21 protein-coding genes are annotated in these 24,123 nt (G+C 61.5%); 11 read left to right on the top strand and 10 right to left on the bottom strand.

Annotated elements, in window-relative coordinates:
• Positions 1 to 106 precede the first annotated feature (106 nt).
• Complete coding sequence (locus tag GRO01_RS08675; RefSeq protein WP_062510980.1) at positions 107 to 1,198, bottom strand: SDR family oxidoreductase; 1,092 nt, start codon at positions 1,196 to 1,198, stop codon at positions 107 to 109.
• A gap of 109 nt (positions 1,199 to 1,307) precedes the next feature.
• On the opposite strand from GRO01_RS08675, the gene GRO01_RS08670 reads away from it, so the two are divergent.
• The 5 genes from GRO01_RS08670 (at position 1,308) to GRO01_RS08650 (ending at position 5,737) form a co-directional block, all read left to right on the top strand.
• A complete protein-coding gene (locus GRO01_RS08670) occupies positions 1,308 to 1,697 on the top strand; it encodes a winged helix-turn-helix transcriptional regulator (RefSeq protein WP_041111452.1) in 390 nt (129 codons plus the stop codon).
• A gap of 125 nt (positions 1,698 to 1,822) precedes the next feature.
• Positions 1,823 to 4,324, top strand: a complete 2,502-nt coding sequence (locus tag GRO01_RS08665) for a mechanosensitive ion channel family protein (protein WP_062510978.1) — start codon at positions 1,823 to 1,825, stop codon at positions 4,322 to 4,324.
• 220 nt (positions 4,325 to 4,544) lie between these two features.
• Positions 4,545 to 4,859 carry a hypothetical protein gene (locus GRO01_RS08660; protein WP_062510976.1) on the top strand — a complete coding sequence of 105 codons (315 nt, stop codon included), beginning with the start codon at positions 4,545 to 4,547 and terminating at the stop codon, positions 4,857 to 4,859.
• A gap of 14 nt (positions 4,860 to 4,873) precedes the next feature.
• Complete coding sequence (locus GRO01_RS08655) at positions 4,874 to 5,107, top strand: hypothetical protein (RefSeq protein WP_062510974.1); 234 nt, start codon at positions 4,874 to 4,876, stop codon at positions 5,105 to 5,107.
• Between the two features lie 78 nt (positions 5,108 to 5,185).
• Complete coding sequence (locus GRO01_RS08650) at positions 5,186 to 5,737, top strand: hypothetical protein (protein ID WP_062510972.1); 552 nt, start codon at positions 5,186 to 5,188, stop codon at positions 5,735 to 5,737.
• 69 nt (positions 5,738 to 5,806) lie between these two features.
• Here GRO01_RS08650 and GRO01_RS08645 read toward each other — a convergent pair whose 3' ends face one another.
• Both GRO01_RS08645 and GRO01_RS08640 read right to left on the bottom strand, forming a co-directional pair.
• Complete coding sequence (locus GRO01_RS08645) at positions 5,807 to 7,027, bottom strand: YncE family protein (protein WP_062510970.1); 1,221 nt, start codon at positions 7,025 to 7,027, stop codon at positions 5,807 to 5,809.
• Positions 7,024 to 7,830 (bottom strand): creatininase family protein, encoded by an 807-nt coding sequence (locus GRO01_RS08640; protein WP_371857406.1) that lies wholly within the window; start codon positions 7,828 to 7,830, stop codon positions 7,024 to 7,026. Before GRO01_RS08640 ends, GRO01_RS08645 begins: the two co-directional genes overlap by 4 nt.
• Positions 7,831 to 8,003: 173 nt before the next feature.
• On the opposite strand from GRO01_RS08640, the gene GRO01_RS08635 reads away from it, so the two are divergent.
• On the top strand, positions 8,004 to 8,501 hold the full coding sequence (locus GRO01_RS08635) for a DUF2721 domain-containing protein (RefSeq protein ID WP_062510965.1): 498 nt from the start codon (positions 8,004 to 8,006) through the stop codon (positions 8,499 to 8,501).
• Between the two features lie 283 nt (positions 8,502 to 8,784).
• The gene (locus tag GRO01_RS13320) at positions 8,785 to 8,922 is read left to right on the top strand and encodes a hypothetical protein (protein ID WP_153429664.1); all 138 of its coding nucleotides are present in this window, start codon (positions 8,785 to 8,787) and stop codon (positions 8,920 to 8,922) included.
• A gap of 79 nt (positions 8,923 to 9,001) precedes the next feature.
• Here GRO01_RS13320 and GRO01_RS08630 read toward each other — a convergent pair whose 3' ends face one another.
• The gene (locus GRO01_RS08630; RefSeq protein WP_062510963.1) at positions 9,002 to 10,249 is read right to left on the bottom strand and encodes a multidrug effflux MFS transporter; all 1,248 of its coding nucleotides are present in this window, start codon (positions 10,247 to 10,249) and stop codon (positions 9,002 to 9,004) included.
• 145 nt (positions 10,250 to 10,394) lie between these two features.
• Positions 10,395 to 11,423 carry a phosphate ABC transporter substrate-binding protein PstS gene (gene pstS / locus GRO01_RS08625; protein WP_062510961.1) on the bottom strand — a complete coding sequence of 343 codons (1,029 nt, stop codon included), beginning with the start codon at positions 11,421 to 11,423 and terminating at the stop codon, positions 10,395 to 10,397.
• Positions 11,424 to 11,754: 331 nt separating this feature from the next.
• On the opposite strand from pstS, the gene GRO01_RS08620 reads away from it, so the two are divergent.
• From GRO01_RS08620 to GRO01_RS08605, 4 genes are all read left to right on the top strand, one after another.
• Complete coding sequence (locus GRO01_RS08620; RefSeq protein ID WP_062510959.1) at positions 11,755 to 13,446, top strand: porin; 1,692 nt, start codon at positions 11,755 to 11,757, stop codon at positions 13,444 to 13,446.
• A gap of 208 nt (positions 13,447 to 13,654) precedes the next feature.
• Positions 13,655 to 14,134: a GlcG/HbpS family heme-binding protein gene (locus GRO01_RS08615; RefSeq protein ID WP_371857405.1), complete on the top strand. Its 480-nt coding sequence runs from the start codon at positions 13,655 to 13,657 to the stop codon at positions 14,132 to 14,134.
• Between the two features lie 113 nt (positions 14,135 to 14,247).
• Positions 14,248 to 16,215 carry an AsmA family protein gene (locus GRO01_RS08610; RefSeq protein WP_174787424.1) on the top strand — a complete coding sequence of 656 codons (1,968 nt, stop codon included), beginning with the start codon at positions 14,248 to 14,250 and terminating at the stop codon, positions 16,213 to 16,215.
• A gap of 65 nt (positions 16,216 to 16,280) precedes the next feature.
• On the top strand, positions 16,281 to 17,606 hold the full coding sequence (locus GRO01_RS08605; protein WP_174787423.1) for a UDP-glucose dehydrogenase family protein: 1,326 nt from the start codon (positions 16,281 to 16,283) through the stop codon (positions 17,604 to 17,606).
• A 9-nt stretch (positions 17,607 to 17,615) separates the two neighbouring features.
• On the opposite strand, the gene GRO01_RS08600 is transcribed toward GRO01_RS08605, so the two are convergent.
• The 5 genes from GRO01_RS08600 to pspF form a co-directional block, all read right to left on the bottom strand.
• A complete protein-coding gene (locus tag GRO01_RS08600) occupies positions 17,616 to 19,022 on the bottom strand; it encodes a sugar porter family MFS transporter (RefSeq protein WP_062510956.1) in 1,407 nt (468 codons plus the stop codon).
• Between the two features lie 222 nt (positions 19,023 to 19,244).
• Positions 19,245 to 21,125: an adenylyl-sulfate kinase gene (cysC, locus tag GRO01_RS08595; RefSeq protein ID WP_062510954.1), complete on the bottom strand. Its 1,881-nt coding sequence runs from the start codon at positions 21,123 to 21,125 to the stop codon at positions 19,245 to 19,247.
• A 2-nt stretch (positions 21,126 to 21,127) separates the two neighbouring features.
• The gene (gene cysD, locus GRO01_RS08590) at positions 21,128 to 21,922 is read right to left on the bottom strand and encodes a sulfate adenylyltransferase subunit CysD (RefSeq protein ID WP_062511444.1); all 795 of its coding nucleotides are present in this window, start codon (positions 21,920 to 21,922) and stop codon (positions 21,128 to 21,130) included.
• Positions 21,923 to 21,999: 77 nt separating this feature from the next.
• Complete coding sequence (locus GRO01_RS08585) at positions 22,000 to 22,680, bottom strand: phosphoadenylyl-sulfate reductase (RefSeq protein WP_062510952.1); 681 nt, start codon at positions 22,678 to 22,680, stop codon at positions 22,000 to 22,002.
• 308 nt (positions 22,681 to 22,988) lie between these two features.
• Entirely contained in the window at positions 22,989 to 24,041 is a 1,053-nt protein-coding gene (gene pspF, locus GRO01_RS08580) for a phage shock protein operon transcriptional activator (RefSeq protein ID WP_062510950.1), read from the bottom strand.
• Positions 24,042 to 24,123 lie beyond the last annotated feature (82 nt).

The raw sequence follows: 24,123 nt of genomic DNA, 5'->3' as shown, positions 1-24,123 counted from the left end.
CAGGCTCATTCCAACAATCAGGACAGAGCCGCAACCATATCACTGACTGAAGCGGAAAACAGGACCTTTACGGTAGCCAAACCGCAAAAGCCCTGAGAACCGCCCGTTACGGGATCAGTCGTTCCGCCCGCAGACGGGTGAACAGATCGGTGAAAGAGTCCGGCGTGTACTGGTAATCCAAAAACCCGGCGCGGCGGCTCTTGCTCATATCCGTCACACATTCGACCGGCCGCCCCAGATCCGCATCCGTATGCCAGGCCGAGGCCAATCGCCCGATCCGGCTCTCCGTCAGACCATATTTCACGGCAATCTGCTCCCAGAGCTCCGCATCACCAGACAAGCTTTCCTCAAGCGAGGTCTCATGCCCCGGATAGGGTGCCGCCTCGATCCCGAACCATTCCGCCAGGCGCGGCCAGAGCCATTTCCAGCGCACCAGATCACCGTTCACGATATTGAACGCCTCGTTACGCCCCGCCGCAGACGTGGACGCCCAGAGCAGCTGTCGCGCCAGTTGCCGCGCATCCGTCAGATCGGTCAGCCCATCCCACTGCACCGGCGATCCCGGAAACACGAACGGCCGCCCGGTCTCACGGCAGATCGTCGCATAAACCGCCAGCGTGCTGCCCATGTTCATCGCATTACCGACCGCATAACCGATCACCGTATGCGGACGATGCACGCTCCACGAAAAGCCATGGCGCTCGGCTGCTTCGTACAGCGCGTCTTCCTGATCGTAATAGAAGTTCCGCAGATCCAACCGGGGCACTTCTTCCCGGAATGGCGTCACGGGCGGCTCTCCCGACGCATAGGCCTCGAACGGGCCGAGATAATGCTTCATGCCGGTTGTCAACGCTGCGTGAACCAGAAGCCCCGGCTCCGGCAACGCCGCGAACAGATTACGCACCATTGCCGCATTGACGCGGCAGTTCTCCTCCTCGGTCGCCTGACGCATCCAGGAGCAGAAGAAGGCATGGCTCGGTCGCAGATCTTTCAGCGCCTCCGCAAGCGACGACAGATCCAGCAGATCAGCCGCCACCGGCAGCACACCCGCCACATCATGGCGTGGTCGGCGCGCCAGACCATGCACCGTCCAGCCCTCGGCCACGAGACGCGCCGCAAGATTCTGGCCAACAATACCCGTCGCCCCGACCACCAGGGCGGTCCGGCTCGGTGTCACAGCAGGAACAGAAGAGGTCATGGGATTTTTCCTTTGCAGAAAACGGGGTCTGCTCCACATCTGATACGACATCCCCAATTCCACCAGACGGCACCTTTTCGTGTCCTGGTGACCAGAAGGTTCCCACTCCATGACATCGCCGCTGCCCGATCACTACCGTCAGGCACCTTTCGCCGAAGACTGTGCGCCGCGCCGGATTTTGAGGCTTTTCAGCGGCAAATGGACCACCATGATCCTGCACACGCTGCATCTTCTGGGCGGTACGGCCCGCCCCGGAAAGCTCCAGCGCAGCATCCCCGACCTGTCGAAAAAAATGATGACCCAGACGCTTCGTGATCTTGAATCGCAGGGCCTCATCCGCCGCAATGTCCGGCAGATCATGCCACCCCATGTGGATTACAGCCTGACGGAACTCGGGCAGACCTTCGTGGAACCCGTCGAGCTTCTCTATCACTGGGCCATCCGCAACGCCGATGCGCTCGACCGGCTCGCACAGCACGAGGCCTCCACATCCGAATAGGCCGCCCACGTGAAGAGGGCAGGACAGGGCCGCCGCCTTGTGCCATGTTTGCGTCAACAAACTGTGCCCTGTGCATGTCACAAACCCCACTCCAGAACGCGTACTCTGAAGGACTCTCCAGACCGATGCCGTTGATACCCCGTCCCGATCCCGCTTCATTCTCCGCGCCACGGACCGGACGGTCCCTCCCCGGTATCCTTCTCTTTCTGGCCCTCAGTCTTCTGACGTCTCTGGCGCCCGCCATGGCGGCTGACAGCACCACGACCACGACGGACGCTCCCCTCAACAAGCAGGAAGCGCAGCAGCTCCTCAACGTCCTGAACAACCCCAAGGAGCGGGAGTCCTTTACCCATACTCTCTCCCTGATGGCCCGCGGACTTCAGGTCGAGGCACCCGCCACAACACCGGCACCAGCAGCTCCGGTTGCAGCTGCCCCCAAAGCGGCCCCTGCAAAAGCCGTGCCCGCCAAACCGGTCGCCGAAGTCCCGCCCGACATCCATACCGGTCTGAGCAGCATCCGCCTTCAGGCTTTCGGTTACCTGCATAATTTTCTCGGACTGTTCAGCGACCTTGCGATCGTCGGACACTGGGCCCACAGGATGCTCGCCTCGGCGGACAGCCGCACCACGATCCTGCACGCCTTCGGAGGCGGCCTCATCGTCATGCTGTGCGGCATCGCCCTGGAACGGGTTGTCGCTCTCAGCCTCCGCAAGCCGCTCCGGCAACTCACGCAGAATGCCGAGAACCGCGAACAGCGCAGCGCAGTTGCGACCGAAGAAGACACACCGCAGGAACCCATCGTCGATGGCTCCAGCCAGACCCGTGCCGCCGACCAGCGGCGACAGGTCGAAACCCTGCGTTTCCTCGCCCGCGTACCCTACGCGCTGGGACATTTCGCGCTGAAGGCCGTCCCAGTCCTCGCCTTTCTGGCCGTGGCCTATCTCGCCATTCTGGTCTTCCCCTGGAATGAGAAGACCGACAATGTCATCATGACGCTGGCCAACTGCTACGCCGCTGCCCGCTGCCTGTATCTGTTTGTCGAAACCGGCTTCGCGCCACGTTCCCCCACCATCCGTCTCCTGCCCGCCACGGATGCCACAGCCTTCCTGCTGACCCGCTGGTGGAACGTACTCGTCGCCGCTCCCGCCATCATCTTCTGCCTCTCCACACTGGGTGGCCAGTTCAACCTGTCACCGCGCGGCACGGATGCGATGATCCGCGGCGTGGTCCTGATCGAACACATCCTGATCGCCGTCTTCATCTGGCGCATCCGTCATCTCGTCAGCCGCGCCCTGCAACCCCGCGCCGTGCCTGATACCGCGATGTGGACGTTCCTCGTGGCCCTCACCCGGCTGTGGTGGGTCCCGGCCATGTTCCTCGACATATCGCTGTGGATCGTCTGGGCCGCGCACCTGCCCGGCGGCTATCGCTGGATTCTTGATACTACCGGCATCACCATCGGCATTCTGGTCGCTTCCCGGCTCGTGGCGGTTCTGGCCTACGGACTGCAGGACCGTTTCTTCCGGATTAATCCAACCCTGACCGAGCGCTTCCCCGACCTCCAGAAGCGCGCCGACCGCTACTATCCCTTCGCCCGCAGGATCCTGACAGGCGTCCTCCTGTTCCTGACCCTGATCGCCATGACAGAAGCCTGGGGCCTGCCCACATTCGGCTTCTTCGTGCACAACGCCGTCGGCCGTCACCTGATGGACGCCGTCCTGACAATGCTGGTCGCCCTCAGTGTGGCCGTGACGATCTGGGAAATCATCAACGCCTTTCTCGGCCAGCAGCTCACCCGTTTCGAGAAGTCGGACCAGATGTCGCGCGCAACCCGCCTGCGCACGGTCCTGCCCATCATCCGCACCGTCCTGCTGGCGATCATCATCATCATCGTCGCAGTTACGACACTCTCGCAGATCGGCATCAACGTCACCCCGCTGCTCACCGGTGCAGGCATCATGGGTGCCGCCATCGCCTTCGGTTCGCAGAGTCTGGTCAAGGACTTCATCACGGGCTTCTTCATGCTCGTGGAAGATGCCATCCAGGTCGGTGACTGGGTGACAACCGGCGGCGTCTCGGGGACGGTGGAGAACCTTTCGATCCGAACGGTGAAGGTCCGCGACATCAACGGCGATCTTCACATCATCCCGTTCTCGTCCGTCTCCTCGATCGCCAACACCGCTCGGGGCTACAACCAGGTCATCGTCAAGCAGCAGCTCGACCTCTCCGAAGACCTGCCGCGCGTGACGGCCATCATGGCCAAGACGCTCAAAGAGATGCGCGACGACCCGGTTTTCGGTCCCATGATCCTGTCGGACTATAACGATCTGGGCGTAGACAACAGCGACAGCGGCGGCGCCACCCTGCTCGGCAGCTTCCGCACGACTCCGATGATGAAATGGAAGGTCAAACGCGAATTCTACCGCCGCATCACCAATCTTCTCGCGGCCGCGAACATCAAGTTCTACACTGGCACGTCCTACTTCACGACGCCGCCCGGCAATGCCATGCGCATCGCCGCGGACATCAATCTGCCAACCCCGGCCAACGACGCGCCCCCGGCCGCCGCAAAGCCGGAGCAGCCGGTTCAGGACAATGACAAACCTGAAACCAGCACTCCGGAATGACTTTATGACCGGCCTTCAGTGAAGGCCGGTCACCTGTCGCCATGTCCATAATTGTTAATGAATTAAATAAAGTCTTGCATTAACCGGCCCGGGGGCTCATTCTGTCCCCCACATTATCGAGAACCCTCCTCCCGGTTCCCGCAGACGATTTCCCGGCCCGACCTTCCTGCGGCCCCGCATCGCCCGCCAATCGGCGAGGATCATGCCAAGGAATCCAGTGATGTCTCTTGTCCTGGTCTCATCAGATTCGTCCGCCCCCGATCAGAAAACCACCCCTGCGACTGACCCCGGCGCCACGCCAATGGTCCGCCCCGATCCGGCCGCACTGGCCGAGAAGAACCGTCAGGAAGAGCGGGTCCTGAAAAAGCGCTTCATCGGCATGGTCCTCGGCCTCGTGTTCGCGCATGTCTATGTCGCGCTCGCGCTCGCCTATTCCTACATGGACGACCACAACCATCTGCACACATGCTGGCTTCCCCTGCTTGGCGCCTTCATCTGCGGGATGATCTTCGTCTTCCACGTCTCGATCTCGTAACAAGGAGAGGCCCCATGACCCGTACCGTCCGCCACGCATGGCTCCAGCCCTTCCTGTCCACGACATTGTGGACCCTCGTCCTGATCGACATCGCCGTCATGACCTATCTGGAAAATCAGGATTTCTTCAGGGATTACGCCGGCTGGGCCTGGCCCTCCGTCCTGATCACCGGGATCATCGGCTATTTCATCGGCCCCGCGATCGATCGCTTTTTTTCCAGAAAATCCTCCAACGCCAACAGACCGTAAAGCACGCAGGGTCGGAGCAGCTGTTCAGACAGCCGTATCTCTGCCACCGGGAAAGTCACCGATTTCAGGAGGATAAGCATGATTGCTCCAGGAGCAAACGGCATCACACGATATGCTCACCTGATCCGGACCCGGAAGTACGTTGCGGTGATCTCGATGGATAACCGGGGAGGAAGTTTCTTCTCAGTCACCGGATGGTCAACCTTCATTGACCGCAAGGACGCCACGCCGGAATGGATTGGAGAAAATCTTCGGAGAGCCCTCGAGACAAGCCGTGATCTTTTCATGGAATGGGGTGGTTACCCGCTTCCGCAAGACAAGATTGATGCGGAAAAGAAGAAATCCGGCCCGCTCTACATGGAATTCTGGGGCCGGGTTCGGGAAAAATACGGCTTCAAGGACTGGCGCGATGCGCAGACCAAGTCGGCCCTGGTCTTTGTCAAATGGGAGTGCGAACAGACAGATCAGGTGCGGTTTGCCGCTTCCAGAGGAAGAGGGGCAAGTCATTCAGCCTGGTATACGAACGAAAACGAGGGAAAAGTCTTCCACGCCTCGATCACTGCCAGCGATCAGGAGTTCGGAGAGGTCGCCCTACAGACCCTTGACGTCTGCCGTCCCAACTACCTGTAAAGCCGCACCCAATAAAAAAGGGAGACAGAACGCCTGCCTCCCTTTCCTGATCCATCAATCCCACAGACCTTACCGCAGAATCCCCGTATGCCCGACGCTGTAGCGGCCCGGCTGCGGCCAGACCGTCAGGCCATGCGGCTCAGCACCCACCGGGATCTTGCGCATCGCACCCGTATCGGTATCGATCGCATAGACCACATCATCAAACCGTCCCGACAGCCACAGCAGCTTGCCGTCCGCGCTGACATTGCCCATGTCCGGGCTGCCGCCACCAGGGATCATCCAGGTCTTGATGACCTTGTCCGTCGCGAAATCAATGATCGACACGCCACCCGGACCATGCTTCGGACCATGGATGCGATGTGACCCACGATTGGCGACATACATCAGCTTGCCGTCACGGCTCGGATACAGGCCATGCGTGCCGATACCCGTCGGGATGAAGCCGGTCTCCGTGAAGGAGTCCCCGTCCACGACGAACACGCCATCCGCCATCATGTCCGCCACATAGAACTTGTGACCATCCGGCGCCGTCAGAATGTCCTGCGGCATGCCACCCTTGGACAGCTTCAGCATCCCGATCATCTTCAGGTTCACCGTATCGACCTTGGCGACATAACCGCCGAACTCGCAGGTGAAGATCGCGTATTTGCCGTCGATGGAGAAATCGGCGTGATTGACGCCCTTGCATTCCGGCGTCTCGACGGAGCCCTTCAGCTCCATCGTATGCGGGTCGCGGAAGTCCAGACGCTTGTGCGCTTCGGCCACCGTAATCGCGTATTTCCCGTCCGGCGTGAAATACATGTTGTACGGATCATCCACGGCAATGGACGGGCCCGGCTTGGCCGTCGCCGGATTGATCGGCGTGAGCGACCCGTCCGGACGGCCTTCGCTGTTATTCGTCACCCACAGCATCCGCAGATCCCAGGATGGCACCACATGCTGCGGCGAATGTCCCACCCGGAACGTGTCCACAACCTGAAAAGACACCGGATCAATGACAGACACATTGTCCCCGCGCAGGTTCGGCACATAGACGCGCGCCGGGTCCTGAGCAATCGCCGGTGAGATGTGGGACGGCGTCGTCTCACTATAAATATTCTTCGGATCGATCACCGGCGGCATGCCCGGGATGGTCTGGATGCCGGAGGCCGGAACCGGGACTGCAACAGGAGCAGAGGCATCAGCCGGAACCGGCACCATCGGGGCGCTCGGGGAATATTCCTGCGCATGGGCCGCGGCAGCTCCCAGCAGCGTCATCGCCACCAGAAGAGGAGTCTTGAATGTCATGGATGGCTCCTTTGGAAAGACTGGATTGCCGCAACCGCGGTCCGGATCTGCATGTCCGTGCCGATCCGGCCGAGCCCGGCCGATGCGCGCCGCGGATCGCCACCATAGACGCCCTCGGCCGCACCCGGTTTCGGAGCCGTACGCAACGCATCCTGACGCACAAGCGACGGATCAACCGCCAGCATCAGCGACGTATCGCTCAGCTCCGCATGAAGCCCCACCTCTGCCCCATGTCCCTGCGCACGCAGGGCATCGGCATACTGGTGGGGAACAACTTCATAGTAATCGCGCAGGTAAAGCACGGCGGCCTGACCTTTCCAGGCCCGGTTCAGCTCCTGCGCCACCTGCGCCATGAAAGACTGGTATCCGCCGTGGTCGCCCAGCAGCACGATCCGCTTGAAGCCCTGAACGCGGAAACTCTCCGCAGCCCCCTTGAGCAGCCCTTCGAACACAGCCGGCGGCACGGAAATCGTGCCCGGAAACTTCATGTGAGACGTGCGCGGGCTCGTCGAACCCTCCGGCACATAAGCCACAACAGGGGCCACCAGCGTATGCCCGGCCTGAACCGCAATCGCGTCGGCCAGAACCTGCGCCCGCACATTATGCTTGCCGACCGCCATATAGGGGCCGCTCTGCTCGGTCCCGCCCACGGGAATGATGATAGTATCCGTTCCCGCCTTCACATCCCGCGCCACCTCGGTCCAGCTCCGGCAGGCGAACTCGGCTTGAAGTGCTGTTCCGCTGCAATGCGGCGGCGTCTCCAGCACGGCCTGCGCCCGCACAGCCGGGACAGACAGCCCCATCCCCACACAGAGCAGGGCGACACGACAGGACAGGCGACGGAGAAACAGCATCAGGGCCGGGACATCTCTTGTAATGGCTGCCTTTCCCTACTCCATCTGCCCCCCTTTTTGCCAGAGGCGCCTTTTCCGGAACCTGCGTCTTTCCGCAACCGGATCATGCAGTATAAGACACTATGGCTTTTCCGATTTCCTACGATCCCGATCCCGTCGACAGCGCCGCCCACCTGATCCAGGTCGCGCTCACTCCCGTCTTCATGCTCTCGGGCATCGGCACGCTCATCAACGTCTTCAACACACGCCTGGCCCGCGTTGCCGATCATCTCGAAGACGTCCGCAAAAAGCTCAGCACACCCGCTACGGATGATGCTCCGGCCGACCCGCTCAACACGCCCGAACGTCTCCGCAGCCAGCAGACCCGCCTGCACCGCCGCGTCTTCGTGCTCGACGCTGCGATTCTCCTGAACGCCATCGGTGGCGCATCGACCTGCGGCGCGGCCATGGCGCTGTTTGTCGGCTCGATCCGGGACGCTTCGACGTCAGCATGGCTGCTTGCACTTTTTGGCATAGCTCTCGCCTGCACCGTTGGATCGCTCATGTTCTTCCTCGCCGACACTCTTCTGAGCTGGCACGGTCTGCGCCGTGACACGGACCTCAGCCTCGATGCGGAATAGCCTTCCACGCAATTTTATTTCAAAAACCACCCGGATTGGTACTCTTTCCCGAAAGAAATGCTGATCTGCAAGCTTATCCCGCTTTACTTCAACAAAAGCGAAATTGTCTCCTTCCGGAAACAAAAACAGCGTCTCCGCAAAGAAGGCGAAAGTTTAAAATGCATTTATGCACGGAATGCAGGGCTGACCCTGCATCTGTATTTATTGCTTTGGACCCCGATTCTGGAGTTTCTCCCGCTGCACGCCGCAAGACGGCAAACAGAACCACACGGAGATTTTCCAAATGACGTCCATGACCCTGATCCACCTGATCGGCCTTCCCACCAGCCTGCTCGCACAGTTCTCGATGGTTGCCTTCGTTCCGATGATCGGCGCCCTGATGATCGCTACGGTCGCTTCCGACCGCGTTTCCGAGAGCTGATCACAGTCATCTCGGGACAAGCCCGGCCATCGTGCCGGGCGTCCCGCTCCTGATCGTTTCCGGCTGACGCGTCTCGCGTTCAGTGACGGACCGAGAGATAGGAGTCCGGGTCCAGCCGGCGGCGCCACAGATCGCACAGCCAGCAGAAACTGATCCCAACCAACATCCCGACCGATGTCGACCCGACCCAATGCGTCGGCAGAAACGACATCATGACGCCCGCCAGACCGGCGATCGTCCAGTTCATCGTTCCCATCAATGCCGAAGCCGCGCCCGCCTGATGCCCATGATGCGTCAGTGCCAGAATGCCCGCATTCGGTCCGATGAAGCCCAGCGAGAATGTCGTGCACCAGATCAGCGTGCACAGGATCCACGGATCCTTCGGTCCCGCAAAGCCCGCCAGACAGACCAGAACAGCCAGAACACAGAACACCAGCACCGCCAGCATCCCGAACTCCATCACTCGCGTGAACAGGAACCGGTTGGCCAGCCGCGCATTGATCTGCGAGCCAAGAATGAAGCCCACGCCGTTCAGCCCGAAGAAAATGGCGAACAGATGCGGCGAGAAATGCAGGATGCCCTCAAACAGTGCCGGCGCGTTCGACAGATAGGCAAACATCGTGAACGTCCCGAAGCTCACGACCATCACCGCCGAACAGAATAGCGGCTCCCGCAACAGATCCCGGTAACGCGCCACCATCCCGCTGACCGGCAGGGCAAAGCGCCGCTCCATCGGCAGCGTCTCGGGCAGCAGACAGAGCGTCCCAAAGAACATCACAAGCCCGAACGCCACATTCGCCCAGAAAATCAGCCGCCAGTTCCCAAGATCCAGCAGGAAGCTCCCGATCGACGGTGCCAGCAGAGGCCCCAGTCCGAAAATCAGCATCAGCTGCGACATGAGCTTTACACCCGCCGCCCCCGTCGCCACGTCGCGCACCATGGCACGCGGTGCAACCGAGCTGATCGCTCCGCCCAACGCGGCCACGAAACGCAGCACACAGAACATGTGAAAGCTGTTCGTCAGAGCCAGCCCAACGGATGCCGCCGCATATACCACCAGCCCGCATAGCAGCGGCAGCTTGCGCCCATAGCGGTCACAGAGCGGTCCCAAAGTGAACTGTCCGATCGCCAGCCCTGCCAGCCAGGCCGTCAGCGTCAGCTGCGCCGATCCGGCCCCATGCCCCAGATCATGCTCCAGCGCCGGAAATGCCGGCAGATACATATCTGTCGAAACGGGTCCCAGAATGAAGATCACGCCGATCAGCACACGGGTCAGGGCATTCATCCCCGGCGGGGACGTCTGTTCGGAAAGTGACGAAGCGGACACGCAGGCACCATGACTGGACTATCAGAAAACCGAAAACGGGCTTCCCCTGCTGGAGAAGCCCGTTTCCATACTCAACGCCTTTTTGCCCAGACTGACCAGCCCCGAATTCAGGTCTGGCCAGTGACTTCGGACAGGAACGCAGACCTTACTTCGGCCAGTTGGCCAGAATGTCCGTCTTCACGTTCTGCGGAAGACCGACATAGTCGAGGCGGGCATTATCCGCGTCGCCATGCTGGAAACCCCACGTAAAGAAGTCACGAACGGCCTTGCCGGACTCCTTCTGGGCGGCGTCGACCGGCACCAGAACGAACGTCGCCGTCACGATCGGCCAGGAAGACGCGCCATCCGTATCCAGCAGGTTCACTGCATAGTGATCGGCATGGGTCCAGTCAGCGGCCTTTGCAGCTTCTGTGAAGCTGGCCAGAGTCGGCTCGACGAACGCACCGCTGTGGTTCTTCATCTTGGCGATGTTGAGATGGTTCTGCGCGGCATAGGAATACTCGACGTAACCCACGCCACCTTCCGTCTGGCGCACCATGGCGGCGATGCCGTCATTGCCACGCGCGCCCGAACCGCCCGGCCATGCGATGGATGTACCGGCGCCGAGCTTCTGCTTCCAGGTCGGGGAAACCTGCGACAGATAGGACGTGAAGACGAAGCTCGTACCCGAACCATCGGCACGGTGGATCGGTGCGACATCCGTGTCCGGCAGCTTCAGACCCGGGTTCAAGGCCTTGATGCGGTCGTCATCCCAGGTCGTGATCTCGCCGTCATACAGACCGGCCAGCGTCGGGCCATCGAGACGGAGCTGTCCCGGAGCAACTCCCGGCACGTTTGCCACGACCACGATGCCGCTCATGACGGTCGGGAACTGATACAGCTTTTCCTTGGCCAGACGGTCGCCGCTCATCGGCTTGTCGGACGCACCGAAATCAACCGTGCGGGCAATGACCTGATCCTGACCGGCGCTGGAGCCCACGCTCTGGTAGTTCACGGCAATACCGGCCTGACTCTTGGCCGCCGTGCCCCACGCACCATAGATCGGTGCCGCGAAACTGGAGCCTGCGCCAGTGATGTCCGCAGCCTGTGCCGACGACACGAACGGGGTCATGGCAGCAGTGCCAAGGGCCGTGGCAACAAGAAGACCGAATAGCGGAGCTCTGCTCTTGATCATGGGAATCCCTTATGGGGCGTGAAAACTGCGCCCTTAGTAACGCCGACCAGAAAACAGAAACAGTAGGCCATGCGTGATAGTTTCATGACACGGTTCAGACATCGGGCAGTGCCAAAATGTCACACCCCTGCTTTTGCAAAACGCCAGCACACCCGGCTGTCGCAACAAAACTGACATACACAATCTGGAATCCGCAGTTTCCCGCGCCTCCAGCCTGGACTGTCATGGAACTGTCATGTTCCCGTCATGAAACCTTCCCATTATTTCAAAATACGAATCAGATACCTGAACTGCGGAACACACGCCCTCCCCAGAAGGACGCACCGCAGCAATGGTTTTTTCTTTTCGTCGGACCACGGCCCTCTTGGCCACAACGACCCTGGTTTCACTTCTTCCTCTTTGTGGCCATGCCCGCGCCGCCGACCAGATGCAGATCATGGAACGGCAGATCCAGGCCATGCAGGCACAGCTCTCTACAATGAAGAAAGAGCATGCCGAGGAAGTCAAACGCGCCCGCGCCGTTCTGGCCCGTCAGCGGGAAGAAGCCGAAAACAATCCTTACGCCCAGCGCGGCCGCTATATCGGCCAGCCTCGTCAGGCAGCCCAACCCCTGATCAGCGTCCGTCAGGCCAAGCCGGGTGCGGATGATGGCCGTCCGCCGTCAGACCGCGCAGACGTATCCTCCTGGTCCGACTTCCAGCGCGCCACCGCGCAGGACGAGGAAGTCACGGTCGGCGGCATCAAGGTCGGCTTCCCGGGCGGTCGCCCGACGATCCAGTCCTCCGACGGCGCCTACGCCCTGTCGATCGGCCTCGCCTATCATGAAGACTTCGGCGGCTTCTTCAATTCCGGACCGCGCGCCGGTGAGACACGCGGTGCCTTCAACGGCTTCACGTCCAACCAGCGCCGCCTGCGTATTCCGTTCATGTTCCGCTACAAGAACTGGGTCGCAGCCGTCACGCCCGATTTCGGCGCCAACCATAACGACGGTTATGTCGGCCTCTATGAAGGCAACCTGAACTACACCGGTCTGCACAATACGGTCCTGACCGTCGGTTACTTCCAGCCGCGCGTGACCGAGGAAGACTCCGAAAGCTCCAACGACTTCTTCACGCTCGAGCGTCCGAGCATCACCGATATGGTGCGTAACATCGCCGCAGGCGATGCCCGCTTCAGCGTCGGTGGCCTGCATTACGAGAAGCGCTGGTGGGTCGCCGGTTATTTCACGGGTCAGGAATGGGGCCATCGCAACGCCTCTGACATGAGCTCCACCTATTACGGTGGCGGCAGCGGCTCCACGGTCGACAGCCAGACCGGTGCCACCCTGCGTGTCGCCGGCCGTCCGGTCGTCACCAAGGACGTGGACCTGCATATCGGCGCCTCGGCGATCTCCGCCTTCAAGGTCGCATGTAATACAGGCACCGACCCCAATCACTGCACCCGTTCGACGTCCTTCGGACAGCGTCCTGAGTTCGACATCGGTGAAGCCAATCTGGCTGCCACGGGTGGTATCAGCAACGCCGCACAAGTCTGGGCCGCCGGTCCGGAACTGGGACTTCGCTGGCGTCGCCTGATCGTCAAGGGCGAGTACTATCACGTTGGCGTCCAGCGCTCGGCTCCGGGCCTGAAATCCGCCAGCTTCCAGGGCTGGTACGGCTCCGCCGCCTACACCCTGTTCGGCAACCCGCGCATGTACAACATCAAGGAAGGCGCGTTCGGCGCTCCGGGTGTAAAGGCTTCCGAAGAGTTCAACCCGGCCCTCAACCAGTGGGGTGCACTTGAAGTCGTCGGCCATTACAGCGTCATCGACCTCAACAGCAACCTTAACGACGCCAACGCCAAGAACGTCATCCGCGGCGGTCAGCAGACCGTCTGGACCGGCGGCCTGAACTGGTACCCGAACCGTCACTTCCGCCTGATGCTGGACTACAGCCGCTTCATCGTGTCCCGCAGCAACCAGGCCACCAACACGGCCGGCCGCACCGGCAACTCGATTGCAGCCCGTATCCAGGCCGCTTTCTAAACAACACAACCACCCTCTCCTGAACTCCGGTTCAGGAGAGACCTCTCATTTCCAACACCATTGCGTGCGCACCCGCATTCCCGATTGCGGCTCACGCCTCGCAGACAGCATTCTTTCTGTTCCACAACGAAAGAACCGGCTGATGCGTCAAAATCCCCGCTCCTTCCTGTTCGTCGCGATGGCCACAGGTGCCTTTGCGTTCTCCAGCATGACTGCCCGCGCCCAGTCCGTTTCGCAGTCGCACATCATCACCAGCCAGAAACTCGACTGGTCCACCGCCACTGCCCTGGCCTCCGAAGCCGTCCGCATCTGCGCCGCACAGGGCTATTCCGTCACCGCCACCGTCGTGGACACGACCGGCCATGAACAGGCCGTCATCAAGGGCGACACCGTCCCCCTGCAATCGCTCTCTGTCTCCTACCGCAAGGCCTATACGGCCTATTCCTACGGTCTGGCCTTCAACAAGAATACGACCAGCGAACTGATCGCCGCAGGCGTCACAGGCCCCGCAAACGGTGCCCTGAACACAATCCCCGAAGTCCTTTTCGTCCCCGGTGGCGTCACCCTGCGCCGCACAAGCAACCACGCCATCCTTGGCGGACTGGGCGTGTCCGGCGCGCCGGGTGGAGACAAGGACGAAGCCTGCGCCCTGCATGCCGTCGAAAAATTCAGGAATACCTTCCAGTAACAAAGCCTTTCCGACCAAAAACCGGAAGTGACAGAGGCTCTTCTACCAGAAGTCTTTCTGTCGTTCCTTTCACCCGGCTCCAGTCTTTCTGGCGGAGTTTCCTTTTATGAATCATGCCGGTATTGTCCGGCCACACTGAAGGCTTCCTGAAAGACTGTCTCTTGCTGCGCTGGTTTCTGGTTTCCATCCTGTCCCTCACCGTTCTTCTTCTGGCCCTGTTCGGCGCAGGATGGATCTGGATCGACCACAAGGACCTCGCCGCCTTCGCCACCGCGAAGCTGGAAAAGAAGCTCGACCGCCCCGTCCATATCGGCGCCCTGCATGTTCATCCCGGAACCTGGCTGACGATCGAGGCCGATGACGTCTCCATCGCCAATATCGCCAGCGGCACGCGCCCGCAGATGATCACGCTCGGCCATCTCGGCGCGCAGGTCCGCCTGACCTCCCTGATCTGGGGTCCGCCCGAAGCCCGCAATGTCGTCATCTCGAAGTTCTCGGGCCTGTTCGAGCGCACGCCGGCGCATCTGCCCAACTGGCGTTTCGGCCCCCATCAGAACGAACCACGCCCCCCGCTCTCTCCCGAAGAACGCGCCAAAGCCAACGCTGCGCCAGATCTGCACGACGCTCCGGGCCTGCGCAACGCCACAATTCTCGACAGCGACGTCACCTACCGCTCGGCCAATGGGGCGTCCTACACGGCCACGCTCGAAAAAGTTGAACTCGCCTCAATCAGCGACACCAGCCCGTTCACCATGACGCTCGCAGGCGCCTATAATGGCACATCCGTAAACATTTCCGCCGAAATGGAGCCCATCCGCGAGCTCCGCAAAACGCCTCAACGCCCTTACGGCACCAAGGCCCATGTCACGTCCGGCGACATGACCTCGGACTTTACGGGCACTCTGACAGACCCGATGGATTTCGACGGCGTGGAAGGCCATACCACCGTCACCACGCCCACATCCGACACGCTGTTCAGCGTCGCCGGCATGAAGGGTGACCATGCCCCCGTCAAACTGACGCTGTCCGGCGATTTCAGCCATTCCGGCGATGACTGGCATTTCCGAAAGGCGAACGGCACCATCCAGACCAGCACGATGGAAGACGGCGACTTCACGCTTGTCGAAGGCAGTCACGGCAAACCCGATGACGTCACGGCCAAAATCGGTTTTGGTCGCCTCGACATCAACGGCCTGATGCCCATCCTCGCGCCTTCCGGCTCAAAAGGCAGCAAGAAGAGCCCGTCCACGACCCATGCCGACCTGCTGCTCCTGACCCCACCCGATCCGGACCCGCTGGTCCATTTCGATCTTGCCGCCAGACAACTGATCTACAACAAACTCGATTTTGCAAACCTGAAGATCCAGGCCGCCCAGATCCCCAACCGTATCGACGTCCCCGTCCTGCGTCTCGGTTATGTCGGTGCCTCACTGAGCGCCAACGGCCATATCGAAGCCGATGGAAAGTCCTCCCGCATCGCCGCCGAAGTCGCCCTCACCCACGGCGACATCGATCGCCTGCGACGCGTCGCAGGTCTCGCGCCCGTTCCCGTTCAGGGCACGTTGAGCCTGCGCATCACCGCCAGTGCAAACAACGTCCACACACTCAACGAAGCCATGAGCCGTGCCGACCTGACGGCTGCAGTCAGCATGGAAAAGGGTGAGATCGCCCGTGAGATCGTCGAGGCCGCCTCGATGGATCTGCGCCTGCTGTTCCGCCACGCCAAGGGCGTGACCCCGATCACCTGCCTGCTCGGCGTCCTGCAGATGCATCAGGGCATCGGTGTGGTCGTGCCGCTCCGTCTGCGGACCGGTGCCGGCACGATCGCCGCCAAAGCGAATTTTGACCTTAACCGCAGATGGCTTGATATCGTCTTCGCCAGCCGCCCCTTCTCCACCAGCTTCTTCGCCCTGGACGTGCCCGTCCGCGTCAGTGGCCGCTTCGACGCCCCGATCCTTTCCCTGGCCAAATGGTCCAAGGAAGGCCGGACCATGCTCGCGGATTCAAACGAGGTCACGAACCTCCCGCCCGTCCTGCAGGGCTTTGCGGCATCTAATGCCTGTGCACGCCCCACGCGCTGAGGCCGATTTGCACCCCATCCTGCCCCCGGCTATGCACGTCGGACCGTAAAGAAGAGGGTCCCAATATGCGTATTGCAATGGTCGGTGGCGGATATGTCGGTCTCGTCTCGGGTGCGTGCTTCGCCGAGTTCGGCGCCGATGTCGCCATCGTGGAACGGGACCCGAAAAAGCTTGCCGCCCTCACCGCAGGCAGCATTCCCATCTACGAACCCGGACTGGACACCCTCGTTGCCAGCAATGTCGAAGCCGGACGCCTGACGTTCGGAAACGACCTCGATGCGGCCATGAGCGACGCAGACGCGGTCTTCATCGCGGTCGGAACGCCCACGCGACGTGGGGATGGGCATGCGGACCTGACCTATGTCTATGCCGCGGCTGAAGAAATAGCCCGCGCCGCCAGAACGGATCTGCTGGTCGTCACGAAGTCCACAGTGCCGGTGGGCACAGGCCGTGAAGTCGCGCGCATCCTGCGTCAGACCCGCCCGGACCGGACTTTCGATGTGGCCTCCAATCCCGAATTCCTGCGCGAAGGCAATGCCATCGCTGACTTCATGCGTCCGGACCGCGTCATCGTCGGCATTGACCGTTCAGGACCGGACGGTGGCGCACGGGCACAGGGACTGATTGAACAGCTTTATCGCCCGCTGCTGGCCATTCAGGCCCCGATTGTCCTGACGGATCTGGAAACGGCCGAACTGACCAAATACGCCGCCAATGCCTTCCTGGCGATGAAGGTCACCTTCATCAACGAGATGGCCGATCTGTGCGAAAAAGTCGGCGGCAACATCCATGACGTCGCACGCGGCATGGGCCTCGACCAGCGGATCGGCAGCCGCTTCCTCAGCCCCGGCCCGGGCTATGGCGGCTCCTGCTTCCCCAAAGATACCCGCGCCCTGACCGCCATCGCACAGGATGCTGGCGCACCCACAAAGCTCGTGGAAGCTACGGTCGCCATTAATGAAGCCCGCAAAACGGGCATGGCCGAACGCATCATCGCTCAGGCCGGTGGCAGCCTTGAAGGCAAGACCGTCGGCATCCTTGGCCTGACGTTCAAACCCGACACGGACGACATGCGCGAGGCCGCCTCCCTGCCCATTCTAGCCCGTCTGCATGAGGCCGGCGCTACCCTTCAGGTTTTCGATCCCGAAGGCATGGATGCGGCCCGCACCCTCCTGCCGGAAAATGTGCGTTATTGCGACGATGCGCTGGCCGCCGCCCAAGATGCGGACGTTGTGGTCGTTCTGACGGAATGGAACATGTTCCGCGCGCTCGACCCTGCCCGGCTGCGCGGCGCCATGCGTGGCAATGCCATCGCGGATCTGCGCAATATCTGGAGCCCCGACCTCATGCGTGAGGCCGGGTTCGATTACCGCTCGATCGGTCGCCCTTAAGAAGCCGCGTTACTGGGCCCGGGCTTCGGCCCGGGCCGCCGCGCGATCCACCGGCGCGAATGTTCCGTTCCGCAGGCGCCGCTCCAGCTCCTCAAGCGACTGCCCCTTGGTCTCGGGGACGTAACGCAGCACAAACCAGAACGCGAAGGCATTGACGGCCGCAAACAGCCAGAACGTCCAGCCTGCACCCAGCATCTGCACCAGTGACAGCGTGGTCAGGGAAATGATCAGATCCGCGCCCCAGTGACTTCCGGCAACGAGGCTCATGCCCTTGCCACGGCAGGACAGCGGATAAACCTCCGCCCCCACCAGCCAGATCGCAACCGACAGACTGCCCGTGTTGAAAATGGTGTAAGCCATCACAGCCGCGACCGTGATCCACGCCCCGACACCACCGGTCAGGTGCATCGCGAACGCCGTCCCAAGCACGGCGAGCGCCACCACAGCCCCCGGCAGCAGACGCAGAAGCAATGTGCGCCGTCCCCAGATATCAACGGCCCAGCCCCCAAACACGGTCGCAAACACCATCCCGAACCCGACAGCCACAGAGGTCAGCAGGGCGGAATCCTGTCCGAACCCCGCATCGGCAAAGATCGTCGGCGCGTAATACATGACGGCATTGATGCCCGTGAACTGGCACAGAAGCGCAATCCCCACGGACGCCGTCAGCGCAGGACGCACCCAGGGCTTTGCCAGTTCGGACCAGGGCGCCTGCACGTCGTGGTTTTCGACAATCTCGGCCAGTTCACGGTCAGCGGCTTCATCAGACACGCGCACACGCCGCAGGACCACACGGGCTTCTTCCGTCTGCCCGTTCAGGGCCAGCCAGCGCGGACTGTTAGGCAGAAACGCCATGCCAAAGAAAAGAATGAGCGCAGGCAGCATCCCGATGCCAAACATCAGACGCCAGCTGAAATCCCGCAGGAGATAGCCGGTAATGAAAGAAACCGTAATGCCGGAGACCACGGCCAACTGAAACCCGACGACAAGGCGGCCGCGGCGCTCGGGAGGCGAGATTTCCGCGATATAGATCGGCACAATCTGCGAGGCCGCACCGATGGCCAGACCCAGGATCAGCCGGGCAATGATCAGAACCGCCACGCTTTGAGCGGACGCGACGACCACGGTTCCGACCAGGAACAGGGCTGCCGCAATCATTACCGTCCGCCGGCGCCCGATCCGGTCGGAAATACCGCCCGCCCCGAGACAGCCAAGCAATGCGCCCAGAATGATGGCAGATGTGACGACTTCCGCGCCGAGCGTATCCAGATGGAACTGGTTGCGAAGCTGAAGCAGGGCGGAAGAAATGATGCCGGTATCGTACCCGAACAGCAGCCCTCCCGTGGCCGAGATGGTCGCAATGAAATTCGTCAGAGCATGTCCGCTCAGCTTTCTGGACCCGTTCCTGTTCTGCATCGTGAACCCTTCCGCCGCGAAACCGCAGGCCGTTGTTCTGGAGACAATTCGTCTGCTTTAACGCTCCACATTCTAAAAGTAACATCAGAAAAGTGAGGGTTTTCGTTTTTTGCGTGAAATTTTTCGTGTTCTTCCGAAACCCGTCATGGCACGGCGCGCATGAAAAACCCCCTCTCCTTGCGGAAAGGGGGTCAGACAAAAGTCTTGGGAGTAAGAGTATACTTACGGCTGGACAATCCGCAGGATGAACGCCGTCAGGGTGTTGATGGCCTCCTGTTCCGGACGGTCCGCAGGCAGGCGCAGCTCCGGAGAAACCGGCGCTTCGTAAGGCGCGGAAATGCCGGTAAATTCCGGGATCTTTCCAGCGCGCGCTGCGGCGTACAGCCCCTTGGGGTCCCGCTTTTCACAGGTTTCCAGCGGCGTATCGACGAAGACTTCATGGAAGTTCTCGCCCACGATCTGCCGCGCCTGTGCCCGGTCCGCCTGAAGCGGGGAGACCAGCGCCACGATCACGACCTGCCCACTCTCGGCCAGGATCTTCGCGACATGCGCCGCACGACGGATATTCTCGTGACGGTCTTCCGGCGAGAACCCAAGATCGCTGCACAGTCCGGCCCGCAGGGTGTCCCCGTCCAGAACAGTGGCATTGATCGCCTGTTCGGACAGCGCCAGTTCGGCCGCGCGCGCCACCGTGCTTTTGCCCGAACCCGGCAGACCCGTCAGCCAGAACACACCGCTCTTGTGACCGCGCGTCTGAACCTGACGGGCGGCGGAAACACGGCTGGCCGTCGGATGGATGGCATGTTCGCCATCCGCCAGTTCAGCCGGACCGATCAGCGGCGCACCACCAACGATGCGCTGGTAACGATCCACCAGAACACCACGCCCGTCGCCAAATCCCGGCGAGAACGGATCGAACAGCACGGCATGGGACGCCGCCAGCGTGATCTCCGCAAACCCGTCCGGCGGGACGCTGTCGCCTTCACGCAGGGTCAGATCTTCCAGATCCACCACGGCGTCGATGGAGGCCACCGTCACGTCATGCTCGGCCGTGGCCAGACGCAGCGTAAAGCTCTCGCCCACGCGCAGAGGCTCGCCACGCAGCCAGAACAGGCGCGTGCGGATCCGGGCCGAACGCTCCGGAGCGGCAGCCCTGTCATCGGCGGGGAACAGCAGATCGCCACGATCCGGCACCAGATCCGGTTCCAGACGCAGGGCAATAGACTCGCCCGCACCTGCGACTGGCAGTTCCGGCGCATGCCAGCGGCAGACTTCCGCCACAGTCGCGATCTGTCCCTGCGCGCCGATGCTCAGACGATCGCCCGCACGAACCGTGCCACGCTCGATCCGGCCCGCCACATAGCGGATACCGTCAAAACGATAGACATCCTGCACCGGCATCCGGAACGGCAGCGCAGCGCGCGAAGCCGGCGGCGGGACATTAGCGAGCGCCTCGACCAGCGTCGGGCCCTTATACCAGAGCGAACGCTCGGAACGGCTGGCAATGTTGTCACCATCACGGGCGGAGGCCGGCACCACGGCCTCGACTTCGATTTCCAGACGGCCCAGAAGCTGGCGCACATCGGACTCAACCTTGACGATCTGGGCCTCGTCAAAGCCCAGAATGTCGGACTTGTTGAGCAGCACGATCACATGGCGAATGCCGATCAGACGCAGCAGCATAGCATGACGCCGCGTCTGCTCCTGCGCGCCTTCCTTGGCATCCACGACCAGCACGGCGGCTTCTGCATCAGCCGCACCCGTAATCATGTTGCGCAGGAACTGACGATGGCCCGGCGCATCAACGATCACGAACTCACGCGAGCCCAGACGGAACGGAATCCGCGTGGAATCGACTGTCACGCCCTGATCGCGTTCAATCTGAAGGGAGTCGAGCAGGAAGCTCCACTCCACCGCCAGACCACGCTTGCGGCTGCTCTCAACAATCTGTGCCAGCTTGCCATCCTGCAGGCTGTCGGTATCGTACAGAAGACGCCCGATCAGCGTGGACTTGCCGTGATCGACATGCCCGACGATGACGATGGGCGTCGCTGCGGCGCGGGGGGTTTCCGAAAAGCTCTCGGTCACGATGTTGTCACCCATTTTCACAGATATCCCGCTACACGCAGACGCTCGAACACGTCCTCGGACTCATGATCCATCGCACGCCCCGCGCGCTCGGATGTCCGGCTGGTTTCCAGTTCGGCAATCACTTCCGCCACGGTGGAGGCATTGCTCTCGATCGGATTGGTGATGTCCTGATCGCCCAGCGAGCGGTAACGCTTGCCGTTTTTGGCAAAATACAGGTCCACCAGCGGAATGCCCTCGCGCTCGATATAGCGCCAGATGTCGATTTCCCGCCACGCCAGCAGCGGATGAACGCGGATATGCATGCCGTCTTCATACGGCGTCGCATACTGGTCCCAGAACTCCGGCGGCTGGTTGCGCACGTCCCAGCGATGCCCGGCACCACGCGGGCTGAACACGCGCTCCTTTGCACGGGTCGCCTGCTCGTCACGGCGGATGCCGGCAATAACGCCACGGAACTTGTGCTTGTCGATCATCGCGGCCAGACCGGCCGTCTTGCGCGCAGCGGAGCGCGCAGCAGGCGGCAGGGACGGGTCGATTTCCTCAACCGGCGGGCAGTAGCCCAGCAGCAGGTCCAGATTCCACTTCTTCGTATATTCATCGCGGAAGGCATACATTTCCGGGAATTTCTTCTCGGTATCGACATGCATGACCGGGAACGGGACATGCCCCATGAACGCCTTGCGCGCCAGCCAGACCATCACGTTGCTGTCCTTGCCCAGCGACCACAGCAGGGACAGGGGCTTCAGCTTGCGATAGGCCTCGCGCAGAATGAAAATGCTCTGGGCCTCGAGCTGGTCCAGATCATCCATGATACGCGGCTGTGCCAAACCGGTGATGGACTGATCCCGGGACAGGATCCGTGTTTGCGTCATTATCCGCTCCGTAGTCATGCCGGCCTGTGAATGCCGCATTCCGTCTTGGCCAGACCGGCCCAGCGGCCCGCCCGTCCATCTTCACCATCCTTGACCGCCCTTGTGCATGGAGCACAACCGATCGAGGTGTAACCTTTTGCAACCAGGGGGTGCCGTGGCAGGTCCCGGCGCTGCATCTGCGCCTCGATTTTCTCCGGGCCCCAGCCCGCCAGCGGGTTGAGCTTCACGCTGCCATCAGGCTGCGGATCAACCAGCGGAAGCGCCGCCCGCGTCGCGGACTGGCTCCGCTTGCGTCCCGTAATCCAGACATCGAAATCCGGCAGCATCAGATCCAGCGGCTCGACCTTGCGCAGCGCACAACAGGCGTCCGGATCGAAATCCGCGAGCTGATCCTGTGGATCACGGTCCTGCAGCGCCTTTGGCGTGGGCGCCAGACTCCTCACGTCCGAAAGGCCAAGCCTGCGAGAGAGCCTGTCGCGATAGTCCAGCGTTTCCGGGAAGTGCCGCTTCGTATCCAGAAAGAAGACCGGAACCGAAGGATCAATCTGCGCCACAAGATCCAGCAGAACAGCCGACTCCGCCCCGAAAGACGAAATGACGGCCACACGTCCCCGCAGCAGACCCAGAGTCTCCTTCAGGACCCGCTCTTCCGGGATCTGGCGAAGGTGATCCAATTCCGTCTGTAAGAGAGGCATGTACTGCACCTAACCGTGTCCAGATCAGTCATGCCACCTGCGTGGCACGCCCCGAGACATAGGCGCATCATCCGTAAAAATAAACTATTTTATTTGATATAACTTTTTTGTTTGGTGATTAAATCACTTTTGGCCAGCGTTTTTTAGCGCAGGGGACCATCTCACCTTCTGCGCAATTGGCGTCCCAACACACAAAATGGTCTGAAACACCATTTCTACTTTTAGGCGAAGTTATTGCCTTAACATAAAAAGCGTATCCAACATCATGTGGCACGGTTCATGCATCAGCGATGGTCATGGATATGTTGTCACCCCTTCGTGCCCAGCGCTTTGCGGGCCTCCTTGTCCGCCAGACCATGCAGCCGCAGGTGATGGCGGAACTGGTAGTAGGTCAAGCCAAGCAGTTCGGCGGCGCGCCTCTGGCTGAACTGCGCTTCTCGCAGGGCAGCTTCCAGCAGGCTGCGTTCATGCGCGCTGATATCCGCACCAAAATCGCGCGGGAATGTCAGGGGACCGGTATCCGCCGTGGGCAAAACCGGCTTTTCGGCCGGAGAAACCGCAGCTTGCCAGTCCGGCGTCACGAACGGATCCAGCACGATGTCGTCCAGAGCCTTTTCCGGGCGGTCCATCCGATAGACACTGCGCTCGACCACGTTGCGCAGTTCGCGCACATTGCCGGGCCAGTCATACGCCAGCAGACGCGCCAGCGCCCGGTCCGTAAAGCCCGCGAAAACCTTCCGCCCCAGTTCCGCGCTCATGCGGGTGGCGAAGTGCCCGGCCAGCAGCGGAATATCTTCCGGACGGGCGCGCAGCGGCGGAATATTCACGACGTCGAAGGCCAGCCGGTCCAGCAGATCCGCCCGGAAGCGCCCCTCCCGCGCCATGGCCGGCAGATCGGCATTGGTGGCCCCGATCAGCCGCACATCCACACGAATGGTCTCGCTGCCGCCCACGCGCTCGAAACTGCCGTATTCGATCACCCGCAGCAGCTTTTCCTGCACGGCCTGCGACGCAGTGCCGATCTCGTCAAGAAACATCGTGCCGCCATCCGCCCGCTCGAAACGGGACAGGCGGCGCTTCTGCGCACCCGTAAAGGCACCCGCCTCATGACCGAACAGTTCGCTGTCCAACAGCGCTTCGGGCAGGGCCGCGCAGTTGAGCTTCACCAGCGGCCGGTCCCAACGGTCCGACAGCAGCGCCAGACGCGCGGCCACCAGTTCCTTACCCGTTCCGCGCTCGCCGATCACGAGAACCGGGCGCTTCAGGGGCGCAAGCCGGGAGACCTGATCCAGCATCTCCAGAAATGCCGGAGCCCGCCCGATCGGGGTCGGCACCTCGTCCATATCGGTGCTTCTCGCCATTTTCTGGTCTCTCACGCCCCTGTTTCGGTCTTCAGTTCATAACACCCTCAAAACAGCATCGCTGACAAGGGCAGGCATTCTG

The organism is Gluconobacter roseus NBRC 3990 (genome assembly GCF_006538885.1).
Taxonomy (GTDB): domain Bacteria; phylum Pseudomonadota; class Alphaproteobacteria; order Acetobacterales; family Acetobacteraceae; genus Gluconobacter; species Gluconobacter roseus.
Note: the sequence above shows the minus strand (reverse complement) of the source record. Positions and strands in the feature narration are given on the sequence as shown.